The sequence below is a fragment of the Deinococcus humi genome, assembly GCF_014201875.1.
GTDB lineage: Bacteria > Deinococcota > Deinococci > Deinococcales > Deinococcaceae > Deinococcus > Deinococcus humi.
Genome location: NZ_JACHFL010000003.1, coordinates 264425 through 287271 on the forward strand (window position 1 = coordinate 264425; position 22847 = coordinate 287271).

Genomic DNA, 22847 nt, shown 5'->3' on the forward strand with positions numbered 1-22847 from the left:
GAACATCAGCTGGCACTCGCGAGGAATTCGGACAGTTCGGAAACGTCGATCACACGCTGCTCGCCGCTGGACAGATTCTTGAGGCTCAGCGTTCCGTTCTCGACTTCCTGTGATCCGAGCAGCGCAATCCACTTCACGCCCCGGCGCTCCGCGTCCTTGAAGGCACCTCCGGGTTTCAGGGCACGGTAGGCAAACTCGGCGCGGGCCACAGCACGGGCCTGCAGCGCAATCTTCGCGGCGTGCGGCACGTTTTCCTCATCCAGGGCGACGACGTACAGGAGCGGACCTTCGGCCTGCGGCAGTTCGACGCCCTCGGCCTCCAGTGCCAGGAGCAGTCGCTCGATGCCGAAAGCCCAGCCGATGCCCGGGACCTCGGGGCCACCCAGCAACTGCGCCAGGCCGTCGTAGCGTCCGCCGCCACCCAGCGCGGATTTTGCACCGACACCTTCATGGTGCAATTCCCAGGCGGTCCGGCGGTAATAGTCCAGCCCGCGCACGATGCTGGGGTCCAGGTCGTACGGCACACCCCAGTCCTTCAGGTATCCCTGGACCGCTTCAAAATGGGCCCGCGCCTCCTCGCCCAGAAAGTCGAGCATGGGTTTCACGGCCAGCTCGGCAATCAGGGCCTGATCGCCCTCGCTCTTGGAGTCCAGAATCCGCATCGGGTTGCGGCTCAGGCGGTCCTTGGAATCATCGGAGAGGCGGTCACTGTGGGCGGTGAACAGGTCGCGCAGGTAGGTGTTGTAGGTGTCGCGGTCCGCAGGATCGCCGATGCTGCCCAGCTTGACGCGCACATCTTTCAAGCCCAGCTCGTGCACCACGTCCACCATCAGGGCAATCGCCTCGGCGTCCACGAGGGGATCCGCGCTGCCCAGCACCTCGTAATCCACCTGATGGAACTGACGGTACCTGCCCTTCTGCACGTTCTCGGCACGGAAGTTCGGTCCAGAGGTCCAGAGCTTGAGCGGCGCGGGCAACTGCTTGAGACCATTCTGCAGGTACGCACGCACGATGCCCGCCGTGCCCTCTGGCCGCAGGATGAAGCCGCCGTGGTCGCCAAAGTAGTAGACCGTGAACATCTCCTTGCGGACGATGTCGGTGCTATCGCCCACACCGCGCTTGACGAGTTCTGCTTCCTCGAAAACCGGCGTTTCGATGCGCTGCGCTCCGGCCCGTTCCAGCACGCGCCGTGCCACGCCGGTCAACCAGGCATGCGCGGCGGCGCTGGTCAGCGCTGAGAGTTTGGGACTGCCCGGTGGCAGGAGGTCGTTGGTGCCCTTGGGGCGGGTAATCGCCATAACCTGCGGAGTCTAAAGGCCACAGGGTCCACGGTCAAAGCAAACGGCAGAGGAGGCCACCTTCCAGACCGGGAAGGTGGCCTCCTCTGCGCCGCGCTCTACTGACGAACGCTGTACGGCAGTCCGGTCGACTGCTTACCCGCCACTTCCACGAACAACCAGCTCCCACCCACGGGGGCGTCGGTGGGAATGGTCAAAACGATCTCGCTGTCGGTCCAGGACTGAATGGCCGAGCCAGGGAAGACGTAGCCGCCCTTGCCGGATTCATCTGCTCCCAGGCGAACCTGCCCGGTGGTGGGTCCGCCCAGATAGCGACCCTGGATGGTGATTGTGTCGCCACGCTTAGCCGCTTCGGAAACCTTGATGAGGACAGGGGTGACCGTCACGAAACGGTCTGTGGATTGAGAAGGCGCGCAGGACGCGAGCGCCCCAACCATGAGTGAAGAAGCAACCAAGAAACGCAGCATAGCAACAGCCTCCGAGTTCACAGTCTAATGAACGTTCAGATGACAGGTCAAACCTCCCCCCCCGGCCCCCCCAGCACCTCCAAGGCCCAGCGCGTTCTGGTCGTCTTCAATCCTAAGAGCGGCAAAGGCGACAGCGATCTGCCGGAATTTGTGCAGCTGTTGCAAGATGCGGGAGCCGAGGTGACGCAACGCGAACTGGGTCGCGAGACGCCGCTGGCAGATCAGGTCAAGGACCTTTCAGATTTCGACTGTCTGGTGGCGGCGGGCGGCGACGGAACAGTCAGCAGCCTGGCCTACGCCACCCGCGACACGGGGATCCCACTGCTGGCATTTCCTGCGGGGACTGCCAACCTGATCGCGCAGAACCTGGCGCTGCCCACCGACGCCTCAGAACTGGCTGATCTGGTGCTGGCTGGGCACAGCATCACCGTTGATCTGGGCGAGATCGACGTGAATGGTCAGCGAAACGGTTTCGCCATGCTCGCTGGAGCCGGGGCGGATGCCGCCATGATCCGGGACAGCGAGGAACTCAAGGAGCACTTCGGCGTGATGGCCTACGTCCTGAGCGCCATGAAACAACTCAACCCGAAAAAGACGACCTTCAAACTCATTCTGGATGGGCAGGAGCGCGAGTTCGTGGGCATTGGCGTGATGGCTGCCAACTTTGGCATGGCCAACTACCGGATGCCGATCACCACCGACATCAATCCCAGCGACGGCCAGTTCACAGTGGTGCTGCTCAAGGCGGGCAACTTGCTGCGGCTGATTCCCAACCTGATCGACTCGTTGCGGGCCAAGTTGAACCTGGGTGATCCTCTGTTCAGTGGCAATCTGGAAACCCTGTACGCCCGTGAGATTACCGTGGACGCGGTTGATCCCTTTCCGCTGCAATACGACGGCGAACTCATGGTGGAGACGACGCCCTTCACCGCGCGTATTTTGCCCCGTGCGGTTCGGTTTATCACCGCGGTCAGAGAGGAAGAGGTAGAGACCTAAGGACGAATTGTTATCCTTGAGTCGTGACCAATGCCTCCTATAGGTCTGACAACCAGCGAACCTGTCGGATTTGCCGTCAGACCAAAATTCTTGAACTGTTTCCAAAGAATCGGCCCGATGGCAGCCGTCATATGCGTTGTCTGGTATGTCAGTCAGGCCAAGTCGTACCAGACGAGATATCACTATGATGATCGACGCCGAGCTTTCCAGATTGCTTACAGTATGAACGGAAGTGTGGAGCGGCGTTTTCCCCATTTGGCCCGACTGCCGCCGGAGCAACTAGTAACTGTCATGCTGGAAACGCAAGGCTGCCGATACTGTGGCTTACCCAACGACGGTTTGGGACGAGGATTTCAGCTCGACCATGTCATCCCGTTGTCGAAAGGCGGCGCTCACGACTTTGGTAATATCGCGCTGTGTTGCGAACCTTGTAACCGCGCCAAATGGAATTCTACAGAAACTGAGTTTCTGGACTGGTTGCGCGGCGCGGCTCAGCGGTTACAGACTTTGTCAGATACATAGTTTATGTTCTATAATTTCACTTATGGAACATAGGATCAGCACGTGACAGGTGAGGCGCTAGTTTTAGCTTCTCGTTGGGCAAACGCCGCCAACCGTCGGCGTGAAGGCCTGAGGGCAGCGCATGAGCAAAATGCTGGTGCGCTATCCGATTTGCTTGTAACGTATATGCGTCTCAAATCCAGCCGAGGCGCGCGGGTCAGCCAACTGACACTGGAACACTACTGTGAATCGGTCAGACGCTTTCTGATTTTTACTGGACCCCCCGAATCGCCTGAGCGGGCTCTGAATCAGCTCAACGCTGAGGACTTTGAGGTCTGGCTCCTGACTATGCAGCAGACTGGTCTGTCAACCTCAAGCATCAAGCGCCACCTTTACGGTGTGAGAAACTTGATGAAGGCGCTGGTCTGGGCTGGAGCGATCGCTAGTGATCCCACTGCTGGGGTGAGACCTCCTAGCGACACGACGCCTGCACACGCTAAGAAGCAGGCCCTTTCTGTCGCACAGTACGCGGACTTGCTGGCGCTGCCAGCTGCTCTGCACCTCACAGACACACTCCGCGCCCACCGCGACGTCCTCCTCCTCGAACTCGGCGGTAGCGTCGGCCTGCGTGCTGCAGAGTTGGTCGGTTTAAATATGGATGACATAGACCTCGGCGGGCGCCACTTACGAATTCGCGGCAAAGGCGGCAAACAGCGCACGATACCTATCACTACCCAAATCGAGCGCAGGCTACGAGCTTGGATCGTTTCCCGGTCTGCGCTCTCAGGAGAAAAGCTAAAAACCGATGCCCTCTTGGTTTCATTGACCGGACGCAACTATGGCGGGCGGCTGACAACCAAAGGCGGACGCGATATCGCCGCCTTTTATTACCGGGCACTTGGTCTGTCTCCAGAATTGTGGGGGCTTCACACCCTCAGACGCACGGCAGGCACCCACCTGTACCGCGCCACCCGTGACCTCCATGTCGTTGCGGACGTGCTGGGCCACTCATCCGTTAATACCTCGGCCATCTACGCCAAAATGGACACGGAGGTCAGGCGGGAGGCAATGGAAGCGATGGAACGTCTGCGCGATCCACAAGAGTAATCCTCAACGCCGCCGATCCAACCTCAACCCATACCCGATCATCCCCAGCGCCAGCAATAGCGCGGGCCAGTCGCCGACGCGGTTGAACACCGTACGGCCGGTCAGAAGTTTGGGCCGCACACTCAACGCCTGAATCGAATCTCCGCTAGAAACAATCTCCACGGGCTGCCCCAGGTCATTGACCGCACCGGCCACACCCTTGTTCACGCTGCGGACCAGCCAGCGGCGATTCTCAATGGCACGCACCCGGCCCATCATGAAGTGCTGCTGCACGCCCCAGCCGTCATACCAGCCGTCATTGCTGGGATTGACCAGAACCTGCGCGCCCTGCCGGGTCAGGCTGCGGGCCACCCAGGGAAAGACGCTGTCATAGCAGATGTAGGCGCCGTACTGCACGCCATTCAAAGTAAGCGGCTGGACCATCTCGGCAGGCTGGGCGCTGGCCAGTTCGAAGTTCAAGGTGTTCTCGATCATCCGGTAGATTGGACGCAGGATGCCGTTGTAGAAGACAAAATATTCACCGAAGGGAACCAGTTTTGCCTTTTCCTCCCTGGAGGTGATCTGACCCTGAGCGTCGATGGCAACGACGCTGTTCCGCTCTGGCCGTTCGTAGCGTGGCGTCCCCAGCCCGCTGATCCCTGGACCGGGGAACTGTGGCAGCAGGGTTTCGGAGGCTGGCGCTGTCAGGGCAGTTTCGCTCCAGACCACGACTTCTCCCGGTGAGTTTCGGACCGAGGCAGCCTGCTGAGCGGGCAGTTGAAGTTCCGGCGGCAGACTCCCCACTGCCCTCCCAAACGAATCGAAATCCGTCCGCAGCACCCGCATGGGCTGTTCAGGTCCCTCACCCGGCGTGCGGGTCAGACCATATGCCAGGGCCGCCGCCCAGCACAACGCGGCCAGAATCACCGGACCGCCTCTCCCCCGCTCCCCCCGACTCAGACCCAGGCCGGCCAGTGCCGCCGCGCTCAGGGCCGCGAGGACGCTGCCCAACAGCACGCCGCCCAGATCCGCAATCTGAATGGCCGGGCTGGGCAACAAACCGTACCCCAGCGTTGGCCAGGGAAAGGCCAGCGGGCCCAGGAAGCGGAGCCACTCCAGCACCACCCAGCCGCCCGCCAGTGCCCAGACCCGTGCCTGGGGCGATTTCACCAGTCGGGCCACCGGGTAGGCCATCACCGCCAGAAACAGACCCTCCAGAATGAAGAGTGCGAAGGCCAGCACGCCCGCCGGAGGGAAGCCGAACAATTTGCCCAGAAAAGCGGTCAGCCACCACAGGTGCACCGCGAAGTACCCCACGCCAGACCACAACAGACGGCCCGACACCCCTTCCATGGTCCGCGCCGAGGCCGCAAAAGCCAGGACCCCCGCCAGGGGGACAAAGCCCAGGAAACTCCAGGGCAGCGGCAGGCCACACAGACCAAGAAGTGCGCCCAGCAGCAGGGCCAGCAGGGGTGGAGGAACAGATGGCACGCCCTCCATGATAGAGGGAAGTTAAGTGAGGACGCCCCGCGAACCGAGTGTCCATGCGGCTGTCTCTGGGTTAAGATGATTGCACCTTGAGACTGGCCTTCATCAGCGACATTCATGGAAATATCCACGCCCTGACGGCTGTCAAGCGGTTCCTCACCGAGAACATCGTCAATCAGGTGATTGTGGTGGGCGATCTGGTGGGCTACGGTGCCAGCCCCGGCCCGGTGATCGACTTTGTTAAGCGCGAGGGCTGGCCCACCGGGCTGGGCTCCAGCGACATGCGTGTCGCTATCGATCTGGGGGACCGCGAGGGGCGGCGCGGCGTGGCCGATCAGGTGCTGACCTGGACCAAGAAAGTCCTGACCCCTGAGCAGATCGAGTTCCTGCGGCGCCTACCGGCAGGTGGACGCATCATGACCCCAGTTGGTCGGGTGCGGTATTTCCACGGCAGCCCCCATGATCCCGAACAGCGCCTTGATCTGATGGCCAACGAGCGCGAACTGGAGGACCTGGCCGAGACGCTGGGCGCACGCGTGATCGTGGTGGGCGGCTCGCATGTCCCCTTTAGCCGGGTGATCGGCGAGACCACCTTCGTCGATCCGGGCAGCGTGGGCCTGAGCCTGAATCACGAACCTGGCGCGGACGTGGTAATTGTGGACTGCATCGGGCGTAAACCCAAGGTCTCATTACACAAGATCACCTACGATTACGCCTCCAGCGCCTTCGACATCATGGCGTGGAGCCTGCCCCCAGTGATCGCAGACGTGATCAAGACTGGACGGATGGGCTAAAAGTTATTCACAGGCACTGGACGTTGAGACTGCCGGCCTCCAGGACCGACTACAGCCAGCGGATGGTGCGCCACCCCAGACGGTGCCTCACCATCCTGCCGTACTCCTACACGCTCAAGCCAGGACGCCTTCCAGCGCCTCATCAAACCGCGCCACCAGTCCTCGTGCGCCCAGTACATCCTCCAGCGCGGCCATCAGGGTACGGTAGGGACCTGGGCGGGCTGCCTCACCCATCAGTCCCAGACGCCAGATCACGCCAGCCGTGGGGCCGAGGCCGCCGGTCACGCTGATTTCGCGAACCCGCAGCGCCTGACGTACCCCAGCGTCATCGAAGCCGTCGGGCAGTCTCAAGGCAAGCACGGTGGGCAGACGGTCCTGTGGGCGGCGCACATAGGGGGAGAAGCCCAGCGGAGTCAGCGCACTCAAGATCGCATCACCTACCCTTTGCACGCGGCGCTGACGGGTCTCCATGCCCTCGTCCAGCGCTGCTTGCAGGGCCGCGTGAAAGGCAAAGTGCAGATTGACCGGGACCGTGTGGTGATAGGTGTGGCGGGTCCAGTAGTCACGCAGGCCCTCGAAATCACAGTACCACAGCGGCGTGGGGGTGTGTCGGGCCCCATAGCGTGACAGCGCCCGATCGCTGATCGCCACTGGGGCCACGCCGGGAGGAGCGCTCAGGCATTTCTGCGCGCCGGTGTATGCGTAGTCCACCCCCCACTCGGCCATGTGGAAGGGTTCCATGCCCGCCGTCGTCACGGCGTCCACTGCCAGCAATGCCCCGGTGCCACGAACGAGCTCGGCGATCTCGGGCACCGGGTTCAGGACGCCGGTGCTCGTTTCTCCGTGGACGACGGCCACCATGCGGAGGTCCTGGACCATCTCCAGTTGCGTGGCCACGTCCTCCGGGCGGACGGCCTCGCCCAGTGGGGCCGTGACCAGGTGGACCCGTGCACCGTAACGGGCGGCCATCTCGGCCATACGTCGCCCGAAGCTGCCGTTGGCGCAGACCAAGACCTCGTCGCCTGCCTCCACCAGATTGGCGAACCCTGCTTCCATCCCCAGACTGCCGGTGCCGGCCAACAGCGCCGTGAAGCCCTCCGGCTCCGTGCCGTACATCACTCGCAGATCCGCCTGGATCTCGCGATTCAGGGCAAAAACTTCCGGGTCCATATGGCCCAACATCGGGCGAGTCATGGCCTGCAGGGCGCGTGGATGGATTGGGGTGGGACCGGGAGTCAGCAGAACGTGTTCGCGAAAGGCGTCCAGAGGCATGCCCAAAGCATAGAGCTTTGGTTGCCGTCTGGCAATTTTGTTGCGTCATAAGCGGATTATGACCCTAAATACACAATAAAATTGCTCAAAGATATCGTAAAACGCGCAGATGCTTTATCACACAACAGGTTGAGGCTCGATTCAGCCCCTCGTCACCCCATGGATCGGCGATGTCATTAGGATGGAGCGCATGACCACACTGCCCGCGGCCCACCCCCCCCTTCGAGCTGTGCTGTTCGACCGGGACGACACCATCGCCTACACGGACCGCGAGATCTACGCCGAGGCGGCAAGCTGGGCCGCCCGGACCTATGGGCTGGACGCGCAGGCGGTGGGCACCGCGATGCTGGGCCAGTGGCAGGAGCAGGCACTGGCCTGGTGGGACCTGCGGACCGAGGACGATGAAACCAGCTTCTGGGACGGGTACGGCCTGGACCTGATGGAACGGCTGGGCCTGCCGCACGCCGAGGCCGTCGCCTTCATGGCCGAATATCCCTACGAGCGCTTCATGAAGCCTGTGCCGCACGCTCGCGAGGTCCTGCAACAATTGCGCGCCCGTGGCCTGAAGATCGGTGTGCTGAGCAACACGCTGCCCAGCATCGCCCGCACTCTGGAAGCGGTGGGCCTGGACGATCTGGTAGATGTGGCGGTGGCGACGTGCTCTGTGGGCGTGCATAAGCCGGATGCCGGAGCGTTCCTCCACGCCGCCGACGCGCTGGGAGTGCTGCCGGAGGAGATTCTATTCGTGGACGACAGGCTGGAGAATGTGGAGGCGGCCCGCGCACTGGGCATGCGGGCCGAGCTGATTGATCTGCAGGGCTGGGAAATGCAGGCTATTCACGATCTGCGCGCCGTGCTGGAGCTGGTTGACGAGGTGGTGGCCGGCGCATGCTGATCGACGGCCATCTGGACCTAGCCTACAACGCCCTGAATGGACGTGATCTAACGCTGGATCTCGACGCTCTGCGGGCGGATGATCCGGTGGAGGGACAGACCGCCACCACCACCTTTTCCGAATTGCGGGCGGCTGATATGCGGGTGTGCTTCGGCACACTGTTCGCCCTGCCGCATACGGCGGAGTCACCGGACGGCTACACCGATCACGCTGGGGCACGGGCGCAGGCGCTCGCCCAGTTAGACGTGTATCGCCGCTGGGAAGACGGCGGTTTTATCCGGCTGCTGCGCTCAGGGGCCGAGGTCAGCGCCCATCTGGCGCTGCAGGACGCTCCTCCCGGCGTCGTCTTGCTGATGGAGGGGGCAGACCCGGTCCGGGACGCCGATGATCTGCCGTTCTGGCTGGAGGCGGGTGTTCGGCTAATCGGACCGGCCTGGGGCGCCACCCGCTACGCTGGTGGCACGGGAGCGCCGGGGCCGCTGACGGACGCGGGGCGGGCGCTGGTGACGGCCATGCGTGACCTTGGCATTGCCCTGGACGCCTCGCACCTGGACGACGCCGCGTTCTGGGACGCTGCCGAGATCGGGCCAAGGATGATTGCCTCGCATTCCAACGCCCGCGCGCTGGTCCCTGGCAACCGACATCTAAGTGACGACATGGCGCGTGCCATCGCCGATACGGACGGGGTGATCGGCCTCGTCTTCCTGAGTCAGTTTCTCCGGGATGGAGTGACGTGGGGCGCGACGGGAGACGATCTGGCGAGCCACGCCCGGCATTACGCCGGACTGATCGGCTGGGATCGGGTGGCGGTGGGCAGCGACATGGACGGCGGTTTTGGGGCCGAGAAGACGCCGGTAGGCATTGAACGCTACCGCGATCTGCCCGGCTTGCTGGACGTGTTGCCCACTGAGCACCGTGCTGGGGTCGCAAGTGACAACTGGCGGCGTTGGCTGACCGCTTACCTGTAACGCTGCCGCGTGCTCCATGGGATTTCCCGCTACCCTGTCGGGTATGGTCTCCACCCTGCCCGATCCCCGGACCCACGCCCACCATCCCGACACTCGCATGGCCGAAGAGGGTCTGCGCGGCCAGCTGACTGGAACGGACTGGACCTATGTGGTCCCGCAGCCCAGCGCCGCCACTGCCCGCCTGACCCTGCGGGCCGCGCCCCGCGCTGACGCGGCCCAGGTCACGGAGGCGCTGCCCGGCGAGGCGCTGGAACGCCTCTGGGAGGACGGGCACGGCTGGGCTTACGTCCGGACCCTGCACGACCGCTACCTGGGCTGGACCCCGGCAGCCGGGCTGGGTGCGCCGCTAGAGAGCGAAACGCTCACCGTCACCGCCCTGCGCGCCCACGCCTTCGCCAGACCCAAGGTCAGCCAGCCGATTGTCGGCGAGCTGTGCCTGGGGGCCAGGGTGGCCCGCGCTCCGGGCGAGGTGGCCGAGGAGGGGGGGCGGCGCTGGGTGCCGGTCTCGCTGCCAGACGGCACGGTCGCTTGGGTGGGCGAGGCCGTCCTCTCTCCTCTGACGGACGCGGACCCGGCAGAGCTGGCCCTGCGCTTTGTGGACACGCCGTATGTCTGGGGCGGGCGCAGTGCCTGGGGGCTGGACTGCTCGGGACTGACCCAGCTTGCGTTCAGTGCCTTCGGTCAGCCGCTTCCCCGTGACGCGGACCAGCAACAGGAAGCCTTGGAGGCGGTCACCACTCTCCGACGCGGCGATCTGGCTTTCTTCCCCGGCCACGTCGGCATCATGCTGGACGAGCGGCGCATGGTCCATGCCAATGCCACCCACATGCGCGTGACGATAGAAACCTTGGGCGAGGGCGAGTATGGGCAGAGGTTACAGGCGGGCTGCACTGGTTTTGGGCGGTGGACGGCGTGAGTATGGACTGGGAGACGCTGGAGCTTCACACCGCCCAGCCTTTCGGTATTGCGCGCTGGACGCACAGCGTCTACCCACGCACGTTTGTGACCTTCACGCGCGACGGCGTTTCCGGACGCGGAGAGGCTGCTCCCAACGCTTTTTACGGTGAGACGCGCGGCACAGTGGAGGCGGTGCTTCCTCTGCTCTCGGAGGCGTTGACTGATCCCTGGGACTGGGACGGCTTGCATGACCGTCTTTCGGCACGAATGCCGCATGATCATCCCTCGGTCAAATGTGCGCTGGAAATGGCAGGGCTGGAGTGGTGCGCGGTGTCGGCGGGCCTGCCGGTGTGGACCCTGCTGGGCCTCTCCCCCACCGCTTTGCCCCGCAGCAGCTTCACGGTCAGCCTGGCCGAACTACCCGACATGCGGCGCCAGGCGAAAGAGGCAGTGGCGGCTGGACAGACGCTCCTCAAGGTCAAGCTGGGCACGGCCCGCGATACGGCCATTCTGGAAGCGCTGCGGGAGGAGGTGCCGGACGTGACCCTGCGCGTGGACGCCAACGCGGCCTGGACCCGCCCGCAGGCCAAACGCATGTTGGGCGTGCTGGACGCGGCGCACGTGGAACTCGTCGAGCAGCCCCTGGCGGCGGACGATCTGGAAGGCCACGCCGAACTGCGCCGCCTGTCGCGGGTGCCCATTGTGGCCGACGAGAGCCTGCATCACGTTCGGGACGTGATTGCCCTGTCGGGGGCCTTTGACGGCGTGAACCTCAAGCTGGCCAAACTCGGTGGGCCGCTGCGGGCGCTCGCGGCGCTGCGGCTGGCGCGCGCGCACGGCATGAGCGTCATGATGGGTTGCATGATCGAGAGCAGCCTGGGGATAGCCGCCGCCGCCCATCTGGCGGGCCTGTGCGACTGGGCCGATCTGGACGGGGCGCTGCTGCTGGCCGACGATCCGTTCGCGGGCCTGGAGTGGACGGCAGGCGAACTGGCCCGGCCTGTGGGCCCGGGCTGGGGCGTGGAGCGGCGGTGAAGGAAATTACGGTTGCCATTCTCGGCTGTGGCAATCGGGGTGGCGACGTATACGCCCGTCATCTGGCTGCCCAGGGGGCGCTCGTCACGCATCTGGTGGACCCACGCCCGGCCCGTCTCTCGGAGGTGGCGTCCCGGCATGGCCTGACATCAGCGGTCTGCTTCCCGGACTGGGACGCATTCTTTGCTTTGGGGCGGGTGGCCGACGCTGTGGTGATCGCCACGCCGGATGATGCCCATGTTCAGCCGTGCCTGCGGGCGCTGGCACTGGGCTATGACGTTCTGCTGGAGAAACCGGTCTGCCTGGCCGAATCCGAATTGGACACTTTGCTGCACGCCGAGGCCCGGTCAACTGGAAGCGTGACCGTCTGTCATGTCCTGCGCGCTACCCCGTTCTTCAAGGAGATCCGGGGGGTGCTGGACTCCGGACGGCTGGGACAATTGGTTGGCATACAGCACGCTGAGAATGTGGCGTACTGGCACTACGCGCACTCGTACGTGCGGGGTAACTGGCGTTCCTCACCTCCAGCAGCGCCCTTTGTGCTCGCCAAGAGCTGCCACGATCTGGACCTGCTGCGCTGGTTCGCGGGTGCGCCGCCGTCTCGAGTGGACAGTCAGGGCGGGTTACACCATTTCCGACCGGAGAACGCGCCGCCCGGGGCTTCAGAACGCTGCGTGACCTGCCTGGTAAGCGGCTGCCCGTACGACGCCCGGCTAATCTATGGTCCGCGCCCGCTGGACGTGTGGCCCAACACGGTGCTGACTGCCGGTGGCCAGTCCCTGTCCGAGGCTCTGGCAAGCGGGCCGTACGGGCAGTGCGTCTATCTGGGTCTGAACAATGTTGCCGATCACCAGACCGTGAGTGTCACCTTCGCCAACGGAGTCACCGCTGGCCTGAGCGTCAGCGCCTTCACGCACAACAACACCCGAACCCTCAAATTGCTGGGCACGCACGGCGAACTGCGCGGCCAGATGGAACTTGGTGAGCTGGAAGTTCACGGGTTCCACGGCGGGACCGTGGAGCGCTGGACCGTGGAGGCCAGCGGCAATCACGGCGGCGGCGATACGCGGCTGGTTCACGACTGGCTGGCATTCCTGCGCGGTGAAGCTGCCGTACCTACTCCCCTGGCCGAGTCGCTCGATTCGCACCGCATGGCATTTGCGGCTGAACGTTCCCGTTTGGCTTGATGGGCTCTGGTTAATTAGTCATTCCAAAGCAAGTGAATAGTTTCACGATGAATCTAGATTGTGAAAAATCTGTTCGCTACATGACAACAGCCTTGGAATCACTCGTCATATCCAAAAAGAGCTGATGGATCCGAGCATCCTGCGTCAATTCGGGATGGAAGGCGGTGGCGAGAATGTTCCCCTGGCGCAGCATCACTGCCTGTTCCTGCCACTGGGCCAGAACCTCAACGTCATTTCCAATCTCTCCAAAAGCTGGAGCGCGAATGAAGACCGTTGGAAACGAACCATCGAGGCCTTGCACTGACAGCGGAGCGGCAAAAGAGTTAATCTGTCGCCCAAAAGCGTTTCGCACCACGGCAGCGTCCAGCAGCCCCAGACTTTCCTGCCGTCCGCCGAACTGCGGCGGGGCACCCCGGACCTCGCGGGCCAGCAGGATCGCTCCGGCACAGGTCCCCCAGAGAGCACCACCACTGGCTTGAAAGGCGCGAATCGGCTCCCACAAGGCATACTCCGTAAGCAGGCGAGCCATCGTGGTGCTCTCCCCTCCCGGCAGGATCAAGCCGTCCAGACCAGTCAGATCAGCGGGCAGCCGAACCTCCTGCACCGTCGTTCCCAGCGATTCCAGCAGGCGACGATGTTCACGAAAGGCGCCCTGGAGGGCCAGGACGCCAATTTTTGGGGGTTTACCAGCCACGCGAGGCGAGACGCTCGGCGGGAATCAGATCGTCGATATTGATGCCGGTCATGGGTGCGCCCAGATCCTCACTGATCTCGGCCAGCACTTCGGGATTCTGAAAGTGGGTCACCGCCTTGACAATGGCCTGAGCGCGGCGCTCGGGGTTGTCGCTCTTGAAGATGCCGCTGCCCACAAAGACCCCATCCAGGCCCAGAACCATCATCAGGGCGGCGTCGGCAGGGGTGGCCACGCCACCGGCAGCGAAGTTCACGACGGGCAGCTTGCCGTTCTGATGGACATATTTGACCAGCTCATAGGGGGCCTGCAGGTCACGGGCAACCGTCATCAGTTCCTCGCCGGGGCGGGCCTGAATGGCACGAATTTCGCCCAGCACGGTGCGGGCATGGCGCACGGCCTCCACCACATTGCCGGTGCCGGCCTCGCCCTTGGTGCGGATCATGCTGGCGCCCTCGCCCACACGGCGCAGCGCCTCGCCCAGATTCTTGGCGCCGCACACAAACGGCACCTTAAAGTCCGACTTGAGGATATGGAATTGCTCGTCGGCCGGGGTCAGGACCTCGGACTCGTCGATGAAGTCCACGCCCAACGCCTGCAGGATCTGTGCTTCGACGATGTGACCGATGCGGACCTTGGCCATCACCGGAATCGTCACGGCCGCGATGATCTCCTTGATCATCTTGGGATCGCTCATGCGGGCCACGCCACCGTCCACGCGGATGTCGGCCGGAACGCGCTCCAGCGCCATCACGGCGGTGGCCCCCGCCGCCTCGGCGATGCGGGCCTGGTCTGCCGTGACCACGTCCATGATCACGCCGCCCTTGAACATCTCGGCAAAGCCGAAGTTGAGGTCTGCCTGCTGGGGGGTCTGGGAAGTGTCTTCGCTCATGGCCGCAGCATAAGCCGCAACTGCCCCCACCAACAGGGCCAGAAAAGCGGTTCAGATGGGGTCAGTTGAAGACTGCCTGTGCTGGGCTTCCCAGACGTTCTCGATGGCCTGCACCAGATCGGCTGGCCGGAAGGGCTTGACCAAGTAGGTCTGGATCAGCTTTTCGGCCAGTTCGGGAAGGGCGTCCGGTGGATTGAGACCGGAGAGAAAGACCACCGGGGGCATCCTCTGGCCGGGCGGGGCGTTGCTGGGCTGGGTGTACTGGGCATGCAGTCGCCGCACAGTCTCGAAGCCGTCCCAGGGGGCCATCAGCACGTCCATGACGATGACGTCGATGGGATGCTGGCGGGAGACCTCAAGCGCCTGTGGGCCGTCCGAAGCGGGCCACACAGTATATCCCCGCATGCCCAGGGTCAGGTCCAGCAACTCCAGAATCTGCTGCTCGTCGTCCACCACCAGCAGATGCAGGGGGCGGCGCGGCGGCGGTGCCCCATCACTCACAGGCGGTGCCTCATGACCGTGGGGTCACGGCAGCAGCGCGAGAGGATCGACAGCCTGTCCCCCCAATCGCACCTCGAAATGCAGGTGTGGGCCCGTGCAGATCCCGGTGCAGCCGACATAACCCAGCAGCTGGCCCGTCTGCACCGTCTGGCCGGGAACCACTGCCGTCTGGCTCATGTGGCCGTAGATCACGGTGCTGTTGCCGTTGACCGTCCAGACATTCAGGCCAAAGGCCCCATAACCGCTGGCCGACACCGTGCCGGCACTGGCCGCATAAATCGGCGTGCCGAAAGGCGCAGCCAGATCAATACCGCCGTGAAAGACCTCGCGGTGGAACGCAATGTCGCGCTCTCCGAAGCGGCTGGTCAGGGTAAAGGAGCGCAGCGGCCAGGCCAGACCGCCCACGTGGCCAGTGCTGGCAGTCTGCACACGCCCGGGACGGCTGGCCGGCTGCTGCACGACGGCAGCCCGCTGCCGGGCGGCGGCCTGTGCCGCCTCGTAGCGGGCCTGCCGCTCGTAGGCCGCCTGCTTGCGCTGGCGCTCCGGGCTGTTCTTCCAGGCCAGGTACGCCTCGTATTTCTCCTGACGGGCATACTTCTCCTGCAAACGCTGACGCTCGCGGTCCCTCTTCCAGGCCAGATACTCCCCATACTTCTGCTGCTTCTCGTAGGCGATCTGCGCCAGGCGGTCGGCCTCACGGGCGGCCAGCAGTTGCTGACGGAAACTCTCTGCGCGGATGCCCGGCAGCAGCAGCTCGTCGCCCACGTGCAGTTCGGTGGGCAGCACGTCGTTGGCGCGGGCCGTGGTCACTAGGTCCGCGCCGTAGCCGGCAATCAGCGACAACGCCGACTGGCCGGGTTTGATTCGGACCAGCAGGCCGCGTTCACGGGTGGGGATGTTCAGCGTCTCGCCCGCCCGCAGCGAATCCAGGCTCTGGCGATCCAGATTGACCCCAAGCAGGTCCACCATGCTCAGGCCGTGGCGCGTGGCCACCCCACTCAGCGTGTCGCCGGGGCGCACGGTGTAGGCCTGGATCGAGGCCGGGCGGGCTGGAGCCCGCGCCACACCCGGATAGGGGAGCCTCACTTCCCGGAGCCGCCAGCCAGCGCCGGAGCTGAGCGTCCGCACCGCACCAGGGGTCACGCCATAGCGCCGGGCCAGGACTTTGCCCGTGGTCTGGCCGTTCGTGACGACTTGCAGGGCCGGACCGCGTGTGTCTGGCTGAAGGGTGACCTCAGCCCCGGGGGTGAACAGTTCGGAGGGTGTGGCCAGCAATCCGCCCAGCCGTTCAGGCAGCGGGGCTGAGGCGTGGGCTAGGGGCAGGCTGGCGGCCAGCAGGGTGGCGCCGATCAGGCCGCAGGCCCGCCGACGGGCAAAGGACAGGACAGTCAATCTTCAAGAACTCCTGATCAATTCAGCAGCGGGCGTCAGCCGCCCGCCAGGTTTTGCAAGAACTCGACGTTGTTGCGCGTCTTGCCCATACGCGAGAGCAGCATTTCCATCGCGTCGGCAGGGTCCATATCGCTGATGACCTTGCGCAGCAGCCACATCTTTTTCAGGACCTCGGGCTGCAGCAGCAGTTCCTCGCGGCGGGTGCCCGACTTGATGATGTCCAGTGCTGGGAAGATGCGCCGTTCTTCAAGACGGCGGGACAGGACCAGTTCGGCGTTGCCCGTGCCCTTGAATTCCTCGAAGATCACGTCGTCCATTCGGCTGCCAGTTTCCACCAGCGCGGTGGCCAGGATGGTCAGACTCCCACCCTCGCGGATGTTGCGCGCCGCTCCCAGAAAACGCTTGGGCCAGTGCAACGCGTTGCTGTCCAGACCGCCCGACAGCGTGCGCCCGGTGGGCGGAGTGACCAGGTTGTTGGCACGGGCCAGACGGGTGATGCTGTCGAGCAGGATGACCACATGGCCGCCGTCTTCCACGATGCGCCGGGCACGTTCATGCACGAACTCGGCCACCCGGACGTGATGCTGCGGCGGCTCGTCGAAGGTTGACGCCACCACCTGCGCGCCCTGCACGCTCTCGCGGAAGTCGGTCACTTCCTCGGGACGCTCATCGACCAGCAGGACCATCACGGTCACGTCCGGATAGTTCTTGACGATGGAGTTGGCGATCTGCTTGAGCAGCGTCGTTTTCCCGGCCTTGGGCGGCGCGACGATCAGCGCCCGCTGCCCACGGCCGATGGGGACGAGCAGGTCCACCACCCGCAGGCTCAGCCCGTCGGAGTTGCCGGGGTCTTCCAACACGAGCTGCGCTTCGGGGAAAGTAGGGGTCAAGTCATCGAAACGCGGGCGGCGACGGGCCGCCTCAGGGTCCAGGCCGTTGACCGCTTCCACCTGCACCAGCGAGCCGAAACGCTCGCTCTCGCGCGGGCGACGGGCGCGGCCGATCACCTCGTCGCCGGTCCGCAGGTGGTTGGCCTTGATCAGGCCCGCCGTGACCAGCACCGTGCGGCTGTTGGGGTCCAGCAGGTCCGACTGTAAGAAGCCGTAGCCGTCCGCGCTGATTTCCAGGTAGCCGCGCGCCAGCAGCTGGCCCTCGGCGTCGGCCTGATGCTCCATGATCGCCAGCGCAAGGGCGTCCTTCTTCAGCTTGCGGTAGTTGTCGATGCCGTATCCGGCGGCGATCAGGTGCAGCTCGGGCAGGATCTTCTGCTGGAGTTCCTGGAACGGCAGGGCAGTGGTATAGGGGGCGGAACCGGTGAATTCGGTCACTGCGGGCGGCCTCCCTGGGGCGAGGTGAAACAGGTGTTCATGTGATGACGGCTCTCTGGACGATGACAAGGCAACTTCATGTGATACTCCCTGACAAGGATTGTACGCGCCCACCACCAAATCCACCGTGAGGGCGGGCGGCGACAGGGGGGAGGCAGACGGAAACGACACCCAGCATACCCCTATCGCCGGGGTGACTTCATCCATTCTGGGTCCAACTGCGGCCCAGCACATTGACCCGCACTGGCCCGCCGCCCTACCATGAGGGTCACTCCTGAAAAAGGGGTGAGCACTCGAACGCGACCGAGAGGACAGTACGCCAGCGCAGGGCAGTCATGAGCGAGTCAGGGACGGTGAGAGCCTGACAGACCAGCCGCCACGCCGAAGATCACCTCCCGCGCAGACGGAAGAAAAGCCCGCAGGGGCCGATTAGACCCGTCCGGACGCCCCCCGGCAGAGGGCCGTGCAACGAGGCCGCAAGCAAAGATGGCGGCGAAGTTGGGTGGTACCACGCACACGTCTTCTGATACAGGCGGCGCGTCCCAGCATTGAAGCTGAGGCGCGTCGTCTTTCTCGTTAGGTTTTCTGGTTTGTGGGAGGTCATCATGCAGATGCACGACATTCCGTTCGGTGTTACTGACTGGTCGGCCGTGCCCAGGACCGGGCATCCCGGCGTGACGGGCATGGCGCACTGGCGCACGCAAACCTTCGGCGGCATCCGCGTCCGCATGGTGGAGTACTCGGCCGGCTACCTGGCCGATCACTGGTGCAGCAAGGGCCACATCCTGCTGGTCCTGGACGGGCAGCTGGACACCGAGCTGGCCGACGGCCGCACCTTCACGCTGACCAGCGGCCAGAGCTATCAGGTCGCCGATCACGCCGAGGCGCACCGCTCCAGCACGGCGACGGGCGCCAGGCTGTTTATCGTCGATTAGCACCGTCTTTCCAGCGTTCACTCTCCCCCACTGAGGTTCCCAAATGTCCACCTTTAAACCCGTCGAACCCAACCCTAAATTTCCCGCGCTGGAAGAGGCCACCCTGCAGTGGTGGACCGAGAAGAAGATCTTCGAGCGCAGCCTGGAGGCCACCGCCAGTGGTCCGGTCTACACGTTCTACGAGGGGCCGCCCACGGCCAACGGGCAGCCAGGCATCCACCACGTCCAGGCCCGCAGCTTCAAGGATCTGTTCCCGCGCTTCAAGACCATGCAGGGCTTCTCGGTGCCGCGCAAGGCGGGCTGGGATACGCACGGCCTGCCCGTAGAAATCGGTGTCGAGAGGAAACTGGGCCTGAATTCCAAGCGGGAAGTCGAGGCTTACGGCATCGACAGGTTCAATGCCGAATGCCGCCAGAGCGTTTTCGTCTACGAGGCCGAGTGGCGCAGGTTTACCGAACGCATGGGCTACTGGGTCGATCTGGATGACGCCTACATGACGCTGCACAAGGATTACATCGAGTCGGTGTGGTGGAGCGTGGCCGAGTTGGAGAAGAAGGGGCTGCTGTACCGTGGCTTCCGCGTGGCGCCGTACTGCCCCAAGGACGGCACCACCCTTTCCAATGCCGAGGTCAGCGAGGGCTACAAGGACATCCAGGACCCCAGCATCTACGTCGCCCTCGACCTGCGGGAGCCGGAGAAACTCGGGCTGGAGACTGGCGCGGCCTTCCTGGTCTGGACAACGACGCCGTGGACGCTGCCGTACAACGTGGGCGTGGCGATCCACCCGGACTTCGAATACGTAGCGGCCAGGGACAAGGACGGCAAAGTGCTGATCCTGGCCCGCACGCTCCTGAACGAGGTGCTGGGCGAGGGCGCGGAAGTCGTGAAGACCTTCACGGGCACGGAATTGGACCGGCTGAGCTACGCGCCCCTCTACACCGAGGCGTACGACGCGGAAGGCGACGGCGCACCCGTCTGGATGAGCGGCCTGGACCGCTACGTCTCCGACAGCGACGGCACCGGGATCGTCCACACTGCTCCGGCCTTTGGCGAGGACGACATGCGGCTGGCCAAAAATTACGGCTTCCCAGTGATCGTGGGGGTCGACCCGGAGGGGAAGCACCGCTACGGCCCCTGGAAAGGTGTCTTCTTCCGCGACGCCAACCAGGACATCATCCGTGATCTCAAGTCGCGCTCCCTGATGTGGCGCGACAAGAATTTCGTGCACAGTTACCCGCACTGCTGGCGCTGCGGCACACCGCTGATGTACTACGCCACCGAGTCCTGGTACCTGAACAACACCTCCATGAAGGAGCGGCTGATCGAGCTGAACCAGACGATCGACTGGCACCCACCGCACATCAAGAACGGGCGCTATGGCGGCTGGCTGGAAAACCTGATCGACTGGAATCTGTCGCGCAACCGTTACTGGGGCACACCGTTGCCCGTGTGGGAAACGGCTGACGGCAGCAAGTACAGGGTGGTCGGCAGCTACGCTGAGCTGGCGGAACTCAGTGGGCGGCCCGAGGTGGCCTCCCCCGACTTCGATCCGCACCGCCCGTACGTGGACGACATCACCTTCGAGCTTGACGGCGAAACGTACACGCGCGTTCCCTACGTGATGGACGTGTGGTACGACAGCGGCTCGATGCCCTTCGCGCAGCATCACTATCCGTTTGAGAACAGGACGAAGTTCGAGAACGGCGGCTTTCCTGCCGACTTCATCGCGGAGGCGATCGACCAGACGCGCGGGTGGTTTAACAGTCTGCACCAGATCGGCACGATGGTCTTCGACTCGGTGGCCTACAAGTCGGTCATCTGCTCGGGCCACATCCTGGACGAGAAGGGCCTCAAGATGTCCAAGAGCAAGGGGAACATCGTCGATCCTTGGGACGTGTTCGAGCAGTACGGGGCCGACGCGGCGCGCTGGTACATGTACGTGTCCGCACCGCCCGAGCTCTCACGGCGCTTCGGCATGAATCTGGTGGGCGAGGCCTTCCGCAGCTACTTCCTGACGCTGTGGAACACCTACAGTTTCTTCGTGCTGTACGCCAATCTGGATCAACCCGATCTGCGCTCGGCACCGCCCCTCTTGGAACGTCCGGAGGTCGACCGCTGGTTGCTGGCGAAGGTTCAGGCGCTGATCGCCACCGTGACCGAGCGGCTGGAGAACTACGATCCCACCGGATCGAGCCGGGCGCTGCAGGACTTCGTCACTGAGGACCTCAGCAACTGGTACGTGCGGCGCAACCGCAGACGCTTCTGGAGTGGGGACGGGCAGGTGGATCTCAGCGCGTACGCCACGTTGCACTACGCGCTGGTCACGGTGACGCAACTCACGGCCCCGTTCACGCCGTTCCTGGCCGAGACGCTGTACCAGAATCTGGTCCGGAGCGTGGACGACAGCGCCCCCGAAAGCGTGCACCTCTCCAGCTGGCCTACGGTGGACACGTCACTGACCGCGCCGTCGCTGGTGGATGAGATGGACGCGGTGCTGCGGGTGGTCAGCCTGGGCCGGGCGGTGCGCGCCCAGAGCGGCATGCGTCAGCGTCAACCCCTCCCCCGCGTGATGCTGCGCGCCCGCACACCCCAGATGACGGCGGCTCTGGGACGCTTTGGCGAGCAGATCCGTGAGGAGCTGAACGTCAAGGAAGTAGAGTTGCTGGACCAGTACGCCGAGCTGGTCAGCTACGCGCTGCGCCCGAACCTGCCGCTGCTGGGCAAGAAGTTCGGCAAGGCGGTCCCGCAGGTGCGTGCGGCGCTGGCCGCCGCAGATGCCTCCGAGATCGCGCGCTCGGTCAGAGACGGCAAGCAGTTTGAAGTGATTGCCCCCACGGGCGAACGCTTCGAGCTGGGGCCGGATGAGGTGCTGGTGGACGCCCAGTCTCCAGAGGGCTACGCCGCACAGGAGGAGGCCGGGTATCTGGTTGCCTTCGACACCACGCTCACGCGCGAGCTGGAACTTGAAGGTCTGGCCCGGGATCTGGTGCGCGGCATCCAAGACGGGCGCAAGAAGGCGGGTTTCGAAGTGCAAGACCGGATCACGCTGCACCTCGATCTGGACGGTGATGCGCGCGCCGCCGCAGAGGCGTGGCAGGACTACCTCAAGAGCGAGACGCTGGCTGAAACGCTGGTCTTCGGCCAGGCTGCGGGCTATCTGGCCGAGGTCGAGGGCGGCGCGGCATATCTGGAGAAACTGGAGGCCGACGGGCTGACGGTGTAGAACCTGACCTTAGACACGGATCAAGGGGACGCGGCGTAATCCACGCCGCGTCCCCTTGATCCGTGCCCTGTGCTGTCCCTCAGGCCGGACGGGCCATGAAACCGAACGTACCCGGCCCCACGTGCGCGCCGATCACCGGCCCCATCAAGTGCATGCGGGCCTGTTTGACATTCAGGCCACTGGTGGTCACAGCGTGACGCAGGGCCTGCATGCGGCCGCTGTCCCGTCCAGCGTGAATGACCGAGATGCACAGCGGCTGATCACCGAAATGTTCACGCACGCCGCTCAGCATGTCTGGAATGGCATTGTCCACCTTGCAGCGCCGCAGCGCCTTCAACTCGCCGCCCTCGAAGCCCAGGATCGGGCGAAGGCCCAGCATGTTGCCGAAGAAGGCCTGGGTGCGGCCCATCCTTCCCCCGCGGCGCAAATATTCCAGTGAAGGCACGCTGAATTCGGCGTGAATCTGGGTGCAGACGGCCTCGGCCGCCCGAACGGCGCTGGCCGGGTCGGCTCCACTCAGCAGCGCCGTTCGGGCGGCCAGGGCTGCCTCAGCCAGAGGGGTGCTGGCCAGGCCACTGTCCACCACGTGAATGCGGCGTTCCATATTCAGCAGGGACACGGCACGCCGGGCATGGTTCACCGTCTCCGAGAGCTTGCCTGACAGGTGGATGCTGACCACCTCGTCATGGGTGTCGAGCAGCTCACGATAACGCGCGGCGAAGGCGGCAACGGCCACCGGCGTCGTGCTGGCCGTGCCACCTGCCTTCATGTGGCTATAGACGGCATCTGGGTCGATTTCCTGCCAGTCGAGCAGCTCGCGCTCCTGCATATGGACGGTCAGCGGAATAATATGGATGCCTAATTTGCGGGCTTCTTCAATGGGGAGGTCACAGGTGGAGTCGGTCAGAACCGCGATCATTCATCAATTCTCAGTTCCAGCTCATCAAAGTGTCTGTATTGTTTTCGTCCTTGTCATCGGGTCTTTGGGGGTATAAGGGGGG

21 protein-coding genes are annotated in these 22847 nt (G+C 64.2%); 11 read left to right on the forward strand and 10 right to left on the reverse strand.

Annotated elements, in window-relative coordinates; translation table 11 throughout:
- Positions 1–5: 5 nt before the first annotated feature.
- Together hisS and HNQ08_RS08060 are read right to left on the reverse strand one after the other, a co-directional pair.
- On the reverse strand, positions 6–1298 hold the full coding sequence (gene hisS / locus HNQ08_RS08055; protein ID WP_184129639.1) for a histidine--tRNA ligase: 1293 nt from the start codon (positions 1296–1298) through the stop codon (positions 6–8).
- 98 nt (positions 1299–1396) lie between these two features.
- On the reverse strand, positions 1397–1765 hold the full coding sequence (locus HNQ08_RS08060) for an IPT/TIG domain-containing protein (protein WP_184129642.1): 369 nt from the start codon (positions 1763–1765) through the stop codon (positions 1397–1399).
- A gap of 39 nt (positions 1766–1804) precedes the next feature.
- Here HNQ08_RS08060 and HNQ08_RS08065 point away from each other — a divergent pair, with 39 nt between their 5' ends.
- From HNQ08_RS08065 to HNQ08_RS08075, 3 genes are all read left to right on the forward strand, one after another.
- Positions 1805–2761, forward strand: coding sequence for a diacylglycerol/lipid kinase family protein (locus tag HNQ08_RS08065; protein WP_184129645.1), 957 nt, complete (start codon positions 1805–1807; stop codon positions 2759–2761).
- 291 nt (positions 2762–3052) lie between these two features.
- On the forward strand, positions 3053–3283 hold the full coding sequence (locus HNQ08_RS28195; RefSeq protein WP_425321342.1) for an HNH endonuclease: 231 nt from the start codon (positions 3053–3055) through the stop codon (positions 3281–3283).
- Between the two features lie 42 nt (positions 3284–3325).
- Positions 3326–4369: a tyrosine-type recombinase/integrase gene (locus HNQ08_RS08075; RefSeq protein WP_184129651.1), complete on the forward strand. Its 1044-nt coding sequence runs from the start codon at positions 3326–3328 to the stop codon at positions 4367–4369.
- Positions 4370–4372: 3 nt separating this feature from the next.
- Here the strand turns inward: HNQ08_RS08075 and lnt are convergent, their stop codons facing one another.
- Positions 4373–5839: an apolipoprotein N-acyltransferase gene (lnt, locus tag HNQ08_RS08080; protein WP_229789985.1), complete on the reverse strand. Its 1467-nt coding sequence runs from the start codon at positions 5837–5839 to the stop codon at positions 4373–4375.
- Between the two features lie 86 nt (positions 5840–5925).
- On the opposite strand from lnt, the gene HNQ08_RS08085 reads away from it, so the two are divergent.
- Positions 5926–6630, forward strand: a complete 705-nt coding sequence (locus HNQ08_RS08085) for a metallophosphoesterase family protein (RefSeq protein ID WP_184129658.1) — start codon at positions 5926–5928, stop codon at positions 6628–6630.
- Between the two features lie 114 nt (positions 6631–6744).
- Here the strand turns inward: HNQ08_RS08085 and HNQ08_RS08090 are convergent, their stop codons facing one another.
- Positions 6745–7902, reverse strand: a complete 1158-nt coding sequence (locus HNQ08_RS08090) for an alanine--glyoxylate aminotransferase family protein (RefSeq protein WP_184129661.1) — start codon at positions 7900–7902, stop codon at positions 6745–6747.
- A 190-nt stretch (positions 7903–8092) separates the two neighbouring features.
- On the opposite strand from HNQ08_RS08090, the gene HNQ08_RS08095 reads away from it, so the two are divergent.
- The 5 genes from HNQ08_RS08095 to HNQ08_RS08115 are packed head-to-tail and all read left to right on the forward strand — an operon-like array spanning position 8093 to position 12884.
- A complete protein-coding gene (locus HNQ08_RS08095) occupies positions 8093–8797 on the forward strand; it encodes an HAD family hydrolase (RefSeq protein WP_184129664.1) in 705 nt (234 codons plus the stop codon).
- On the forward strand, positions 8791–9765 hold the full coding sequence (locus HNQ08_RS08100) for a dipeptidase (RefSeq protein ID WP_184129667.1): 975 nt from the start codon (positions 8791–8793) through the stop codon (positions 9763–9765). Before HNQ08_RS08095 ends, HNQ08_RS08100 begins: the two co-directional genes overlap by 7 nt.
- Before the next feature lie 43 nt (positions 9766–9808).
- Entirely contained in the window at positions 9809–10681 is an 873-nt protein-coding gene (locus tag HNQ08_RS08105; protein WP_184129670.1) for a C40 family peptidase, read from the forward strand.
- Between the two features lie 2 nt (positions 10682–10683).
- A complete protein-coding gene (locus HNQ08_RS08110; RefSeq protein WP_221284092.1) occupies positions 10684–11697 on the forward strand; it encodes a dipeptide epimerase in 1014 nt (337 codons plus the stop codon).
- Positions 11694–12884 (forward strand): Gfo/Idh/MocA family protein, encoded by a 1191-nt coding sequence (locus HNQ08_RS08115; protein ID WP_229789984.1) that lies wholly within the window; start codon positions 11694–11696, stop codon positions 12882–12884. The genes HNQ08_RS08110 and HNQ08_RS08115 overlap by 4 nt, the downstream gene beginning before the upstream one ends.
- A 76-nt stretch (positions 12885–12960) precedes the next feature.
- On the opposite strand, the gene pdxT is transcribed toward HNQ08_RS08115, so the two are convergent.
- The 5 genes from pdxT to rho are packed head-to-tail and all read right to left on the reverse strand — an operon-like array spanning position 12961 to position 17688.
- Positions 12961–13578, reverse strand: coding sequence for a pyridoxal 5'-phosphate synthase glutaminase subunit PdxT (pdxT, locus tag HNQ08_RS08120; RefSeq protein ID WP_184129676.1), 618 nt, complete (start codon positions 13576–13578; stop codon positions 12961–12963).
- Entirely contained in the window at positions 13568–14467 is a 900-nt protein-coding gene (pdxS, locus tag HNQ08_RS08125; RefSeq protein WP_184129679.1) for a pyridoxal 5'-phosphate synthase lyase subunit PdxS, read from the reverse strand. The genes pdxT and pdxS overlap by 11 nt, the downstream gene beginning before the upstream one ends.
- A gap of 51 nt (positions 14468–14518) precedes the next feature.
- Complete coding sequence (locus HNQ08_RS08130) at positions 14519–14968, reverse strand: response regulator (protein WP_229789983.1); 450 nt, start codon at positions 14966–14968, stop codon at positions 14519–14521.
- A gap of 24 nt (positions 14969–14992) precedes the next feature.
- Positions 14993–16360, reverse strand: a complete 1368-nt coding sequence (locus tag HNQ08_RS08135; protein ID WP_184129682.1) for a M23 family metallopeptidase — start codon at positions 16358–16360, stop codon at positions 14993–14995.
- Positions 16361–16395: 35 nt separating this feature from the next.
- Positions 16396–17688 (reverse strand): transcription termination factor Rho, encoded by a 1293-nt coding sequence (rho, locus tag HNQ08_RS08140; protein WP_184129685.1) that lies wholly within the window; start codon positions 17686–17688, stop codon positions 16396–16398.
- A 605-nt stretch (positions 17689–18293) separates the two neighbouring features.
- Between rho and HNQ08_RS08145 the strand changes: the two genes are divergently transcribed.
- Complete coding sequence (locus HNQ08_RS08145; protein ID WP_184129688.1) at positions 18294–18623, forward strand: DHCW motif cupin fold protein; 330 nt, start codon at positions 18294–18296, stop codon at positions 18621–18623.
- Between the two features lie 43 nt (positions 18624–18666).
- The gene (gene ileS / locus HNQ08_RS08150) at positions 18667–21846 is read left to right on the forward strand and encodes an isoleucine--tRNA ligase (protein ID WP_184129691.1); all 3180 of its coding nucleotides are present in this window, start codon (positions 18667–18669) and stop codon (positions 21844–21846) included.
- A 79-nt stretch (positions 21847–21925) separates the two neighbouring features.
- Here the strand turns inward: ileS and HNQ08_RS08155 are convergent, their stop codons facing one another.
- Entirely contained in the window at positions 21926–22765 is an 840-nt protein-coding gene (locus HNQ08_RS08155) for a DegV family protein (RefSeq protein WP_184129694.1), read from the reverse strand.
- Positions 22766–22847: the final 82 nt, after the last annotated feature.

Coding starts and splice junctions, on each gene's coding strand:
- HNQ08_RS08060 (WP_184129642.1), bottom strand. CDS start 1,765: ATGCTGCGTTTCTTGGTTGCTTCTTCACTCATGGTTGGGGCGCTCGCG.
- HNQ08_RS08105 (WP_184129670.1), top strand. CDS start 9,809: ATGGTCTCCACCCTGCCCGATCCCCGGACCCACGCCCACCATCCCGAC.
- hisS (WP_184129639.1), bottom strand. CDS start 1,298: ATGGCGATTACCCGCCCCAAGGGCACCAACGACCTCCTGCCACCGGGC.
- HNQ08_RS08095 (WP_184129664.1), top strand. CDS start 8,093: ATGACCACACTGCCCGCGGCCCACCCCCCCCTTCGAGCTGTGCTGTTC.
- HNQ08_RS28195 (WP_425321342.1), top strand. CDS start 3,053: ATGCTGGAAACGCAAGGCTGCCGATACTGTGGCTTACCCAACGACGGT.
- HNQ08_RS08155 (WP_184129694.1), bottom strand. CDS start 22,765: ATGATCGCGGTTCTGACCGACTCCACCTGTGACCTCCCCATTGAAGAA.
- HNQ08_RS08100 (WP_184129667.1), top strand. CDS start 8,791: ATGCTGATCGACGGCCATCTGGACCTAGCCTACAACGCCCTGAATGGA.
- HNQ08_RS08090 (WP_184129661.1), bottom strand. CDS start 7,902: ATGCCTCTGGACGCCTTTCGCGAACACGTTCTGCTGACTCCCGGTCCC.
- HNQ08_RS08145 (WP_184129688.1), top strand. CDS start 18,294: ATGCAGATGCACGACATTCCGTTCGGTGTTACTGACTGGTCGGCCGTG.
- pdxS (WP_184129679.1), bottom strand. CDS start 14,467: ATGAGCGAAGACACTTCCCAGACCCCCCAGCAGGCAGACCTCAACTTC.
- HNQ08_RS08110 (WP_221284092.1), top strand. CDS start 10,684: ATGGACTGGGAGACGCTGGAGCTTCACACCGCCCAGCCTTTCGGTATT.
- ileS (WP_184129691.1), top strand. CDS start 18,667: ATGTCCACCTTTAAACCCGTCGAACCCAACCCTAAATTTCCCGCGCTG.
- HNQ08_RS08065 (WP_184129645.1), top strand. CDS start 1,805: ATGACAGGTCAAACCTCCCCCCCCGGCCCCCCCAGCACCTCCAAGGCC.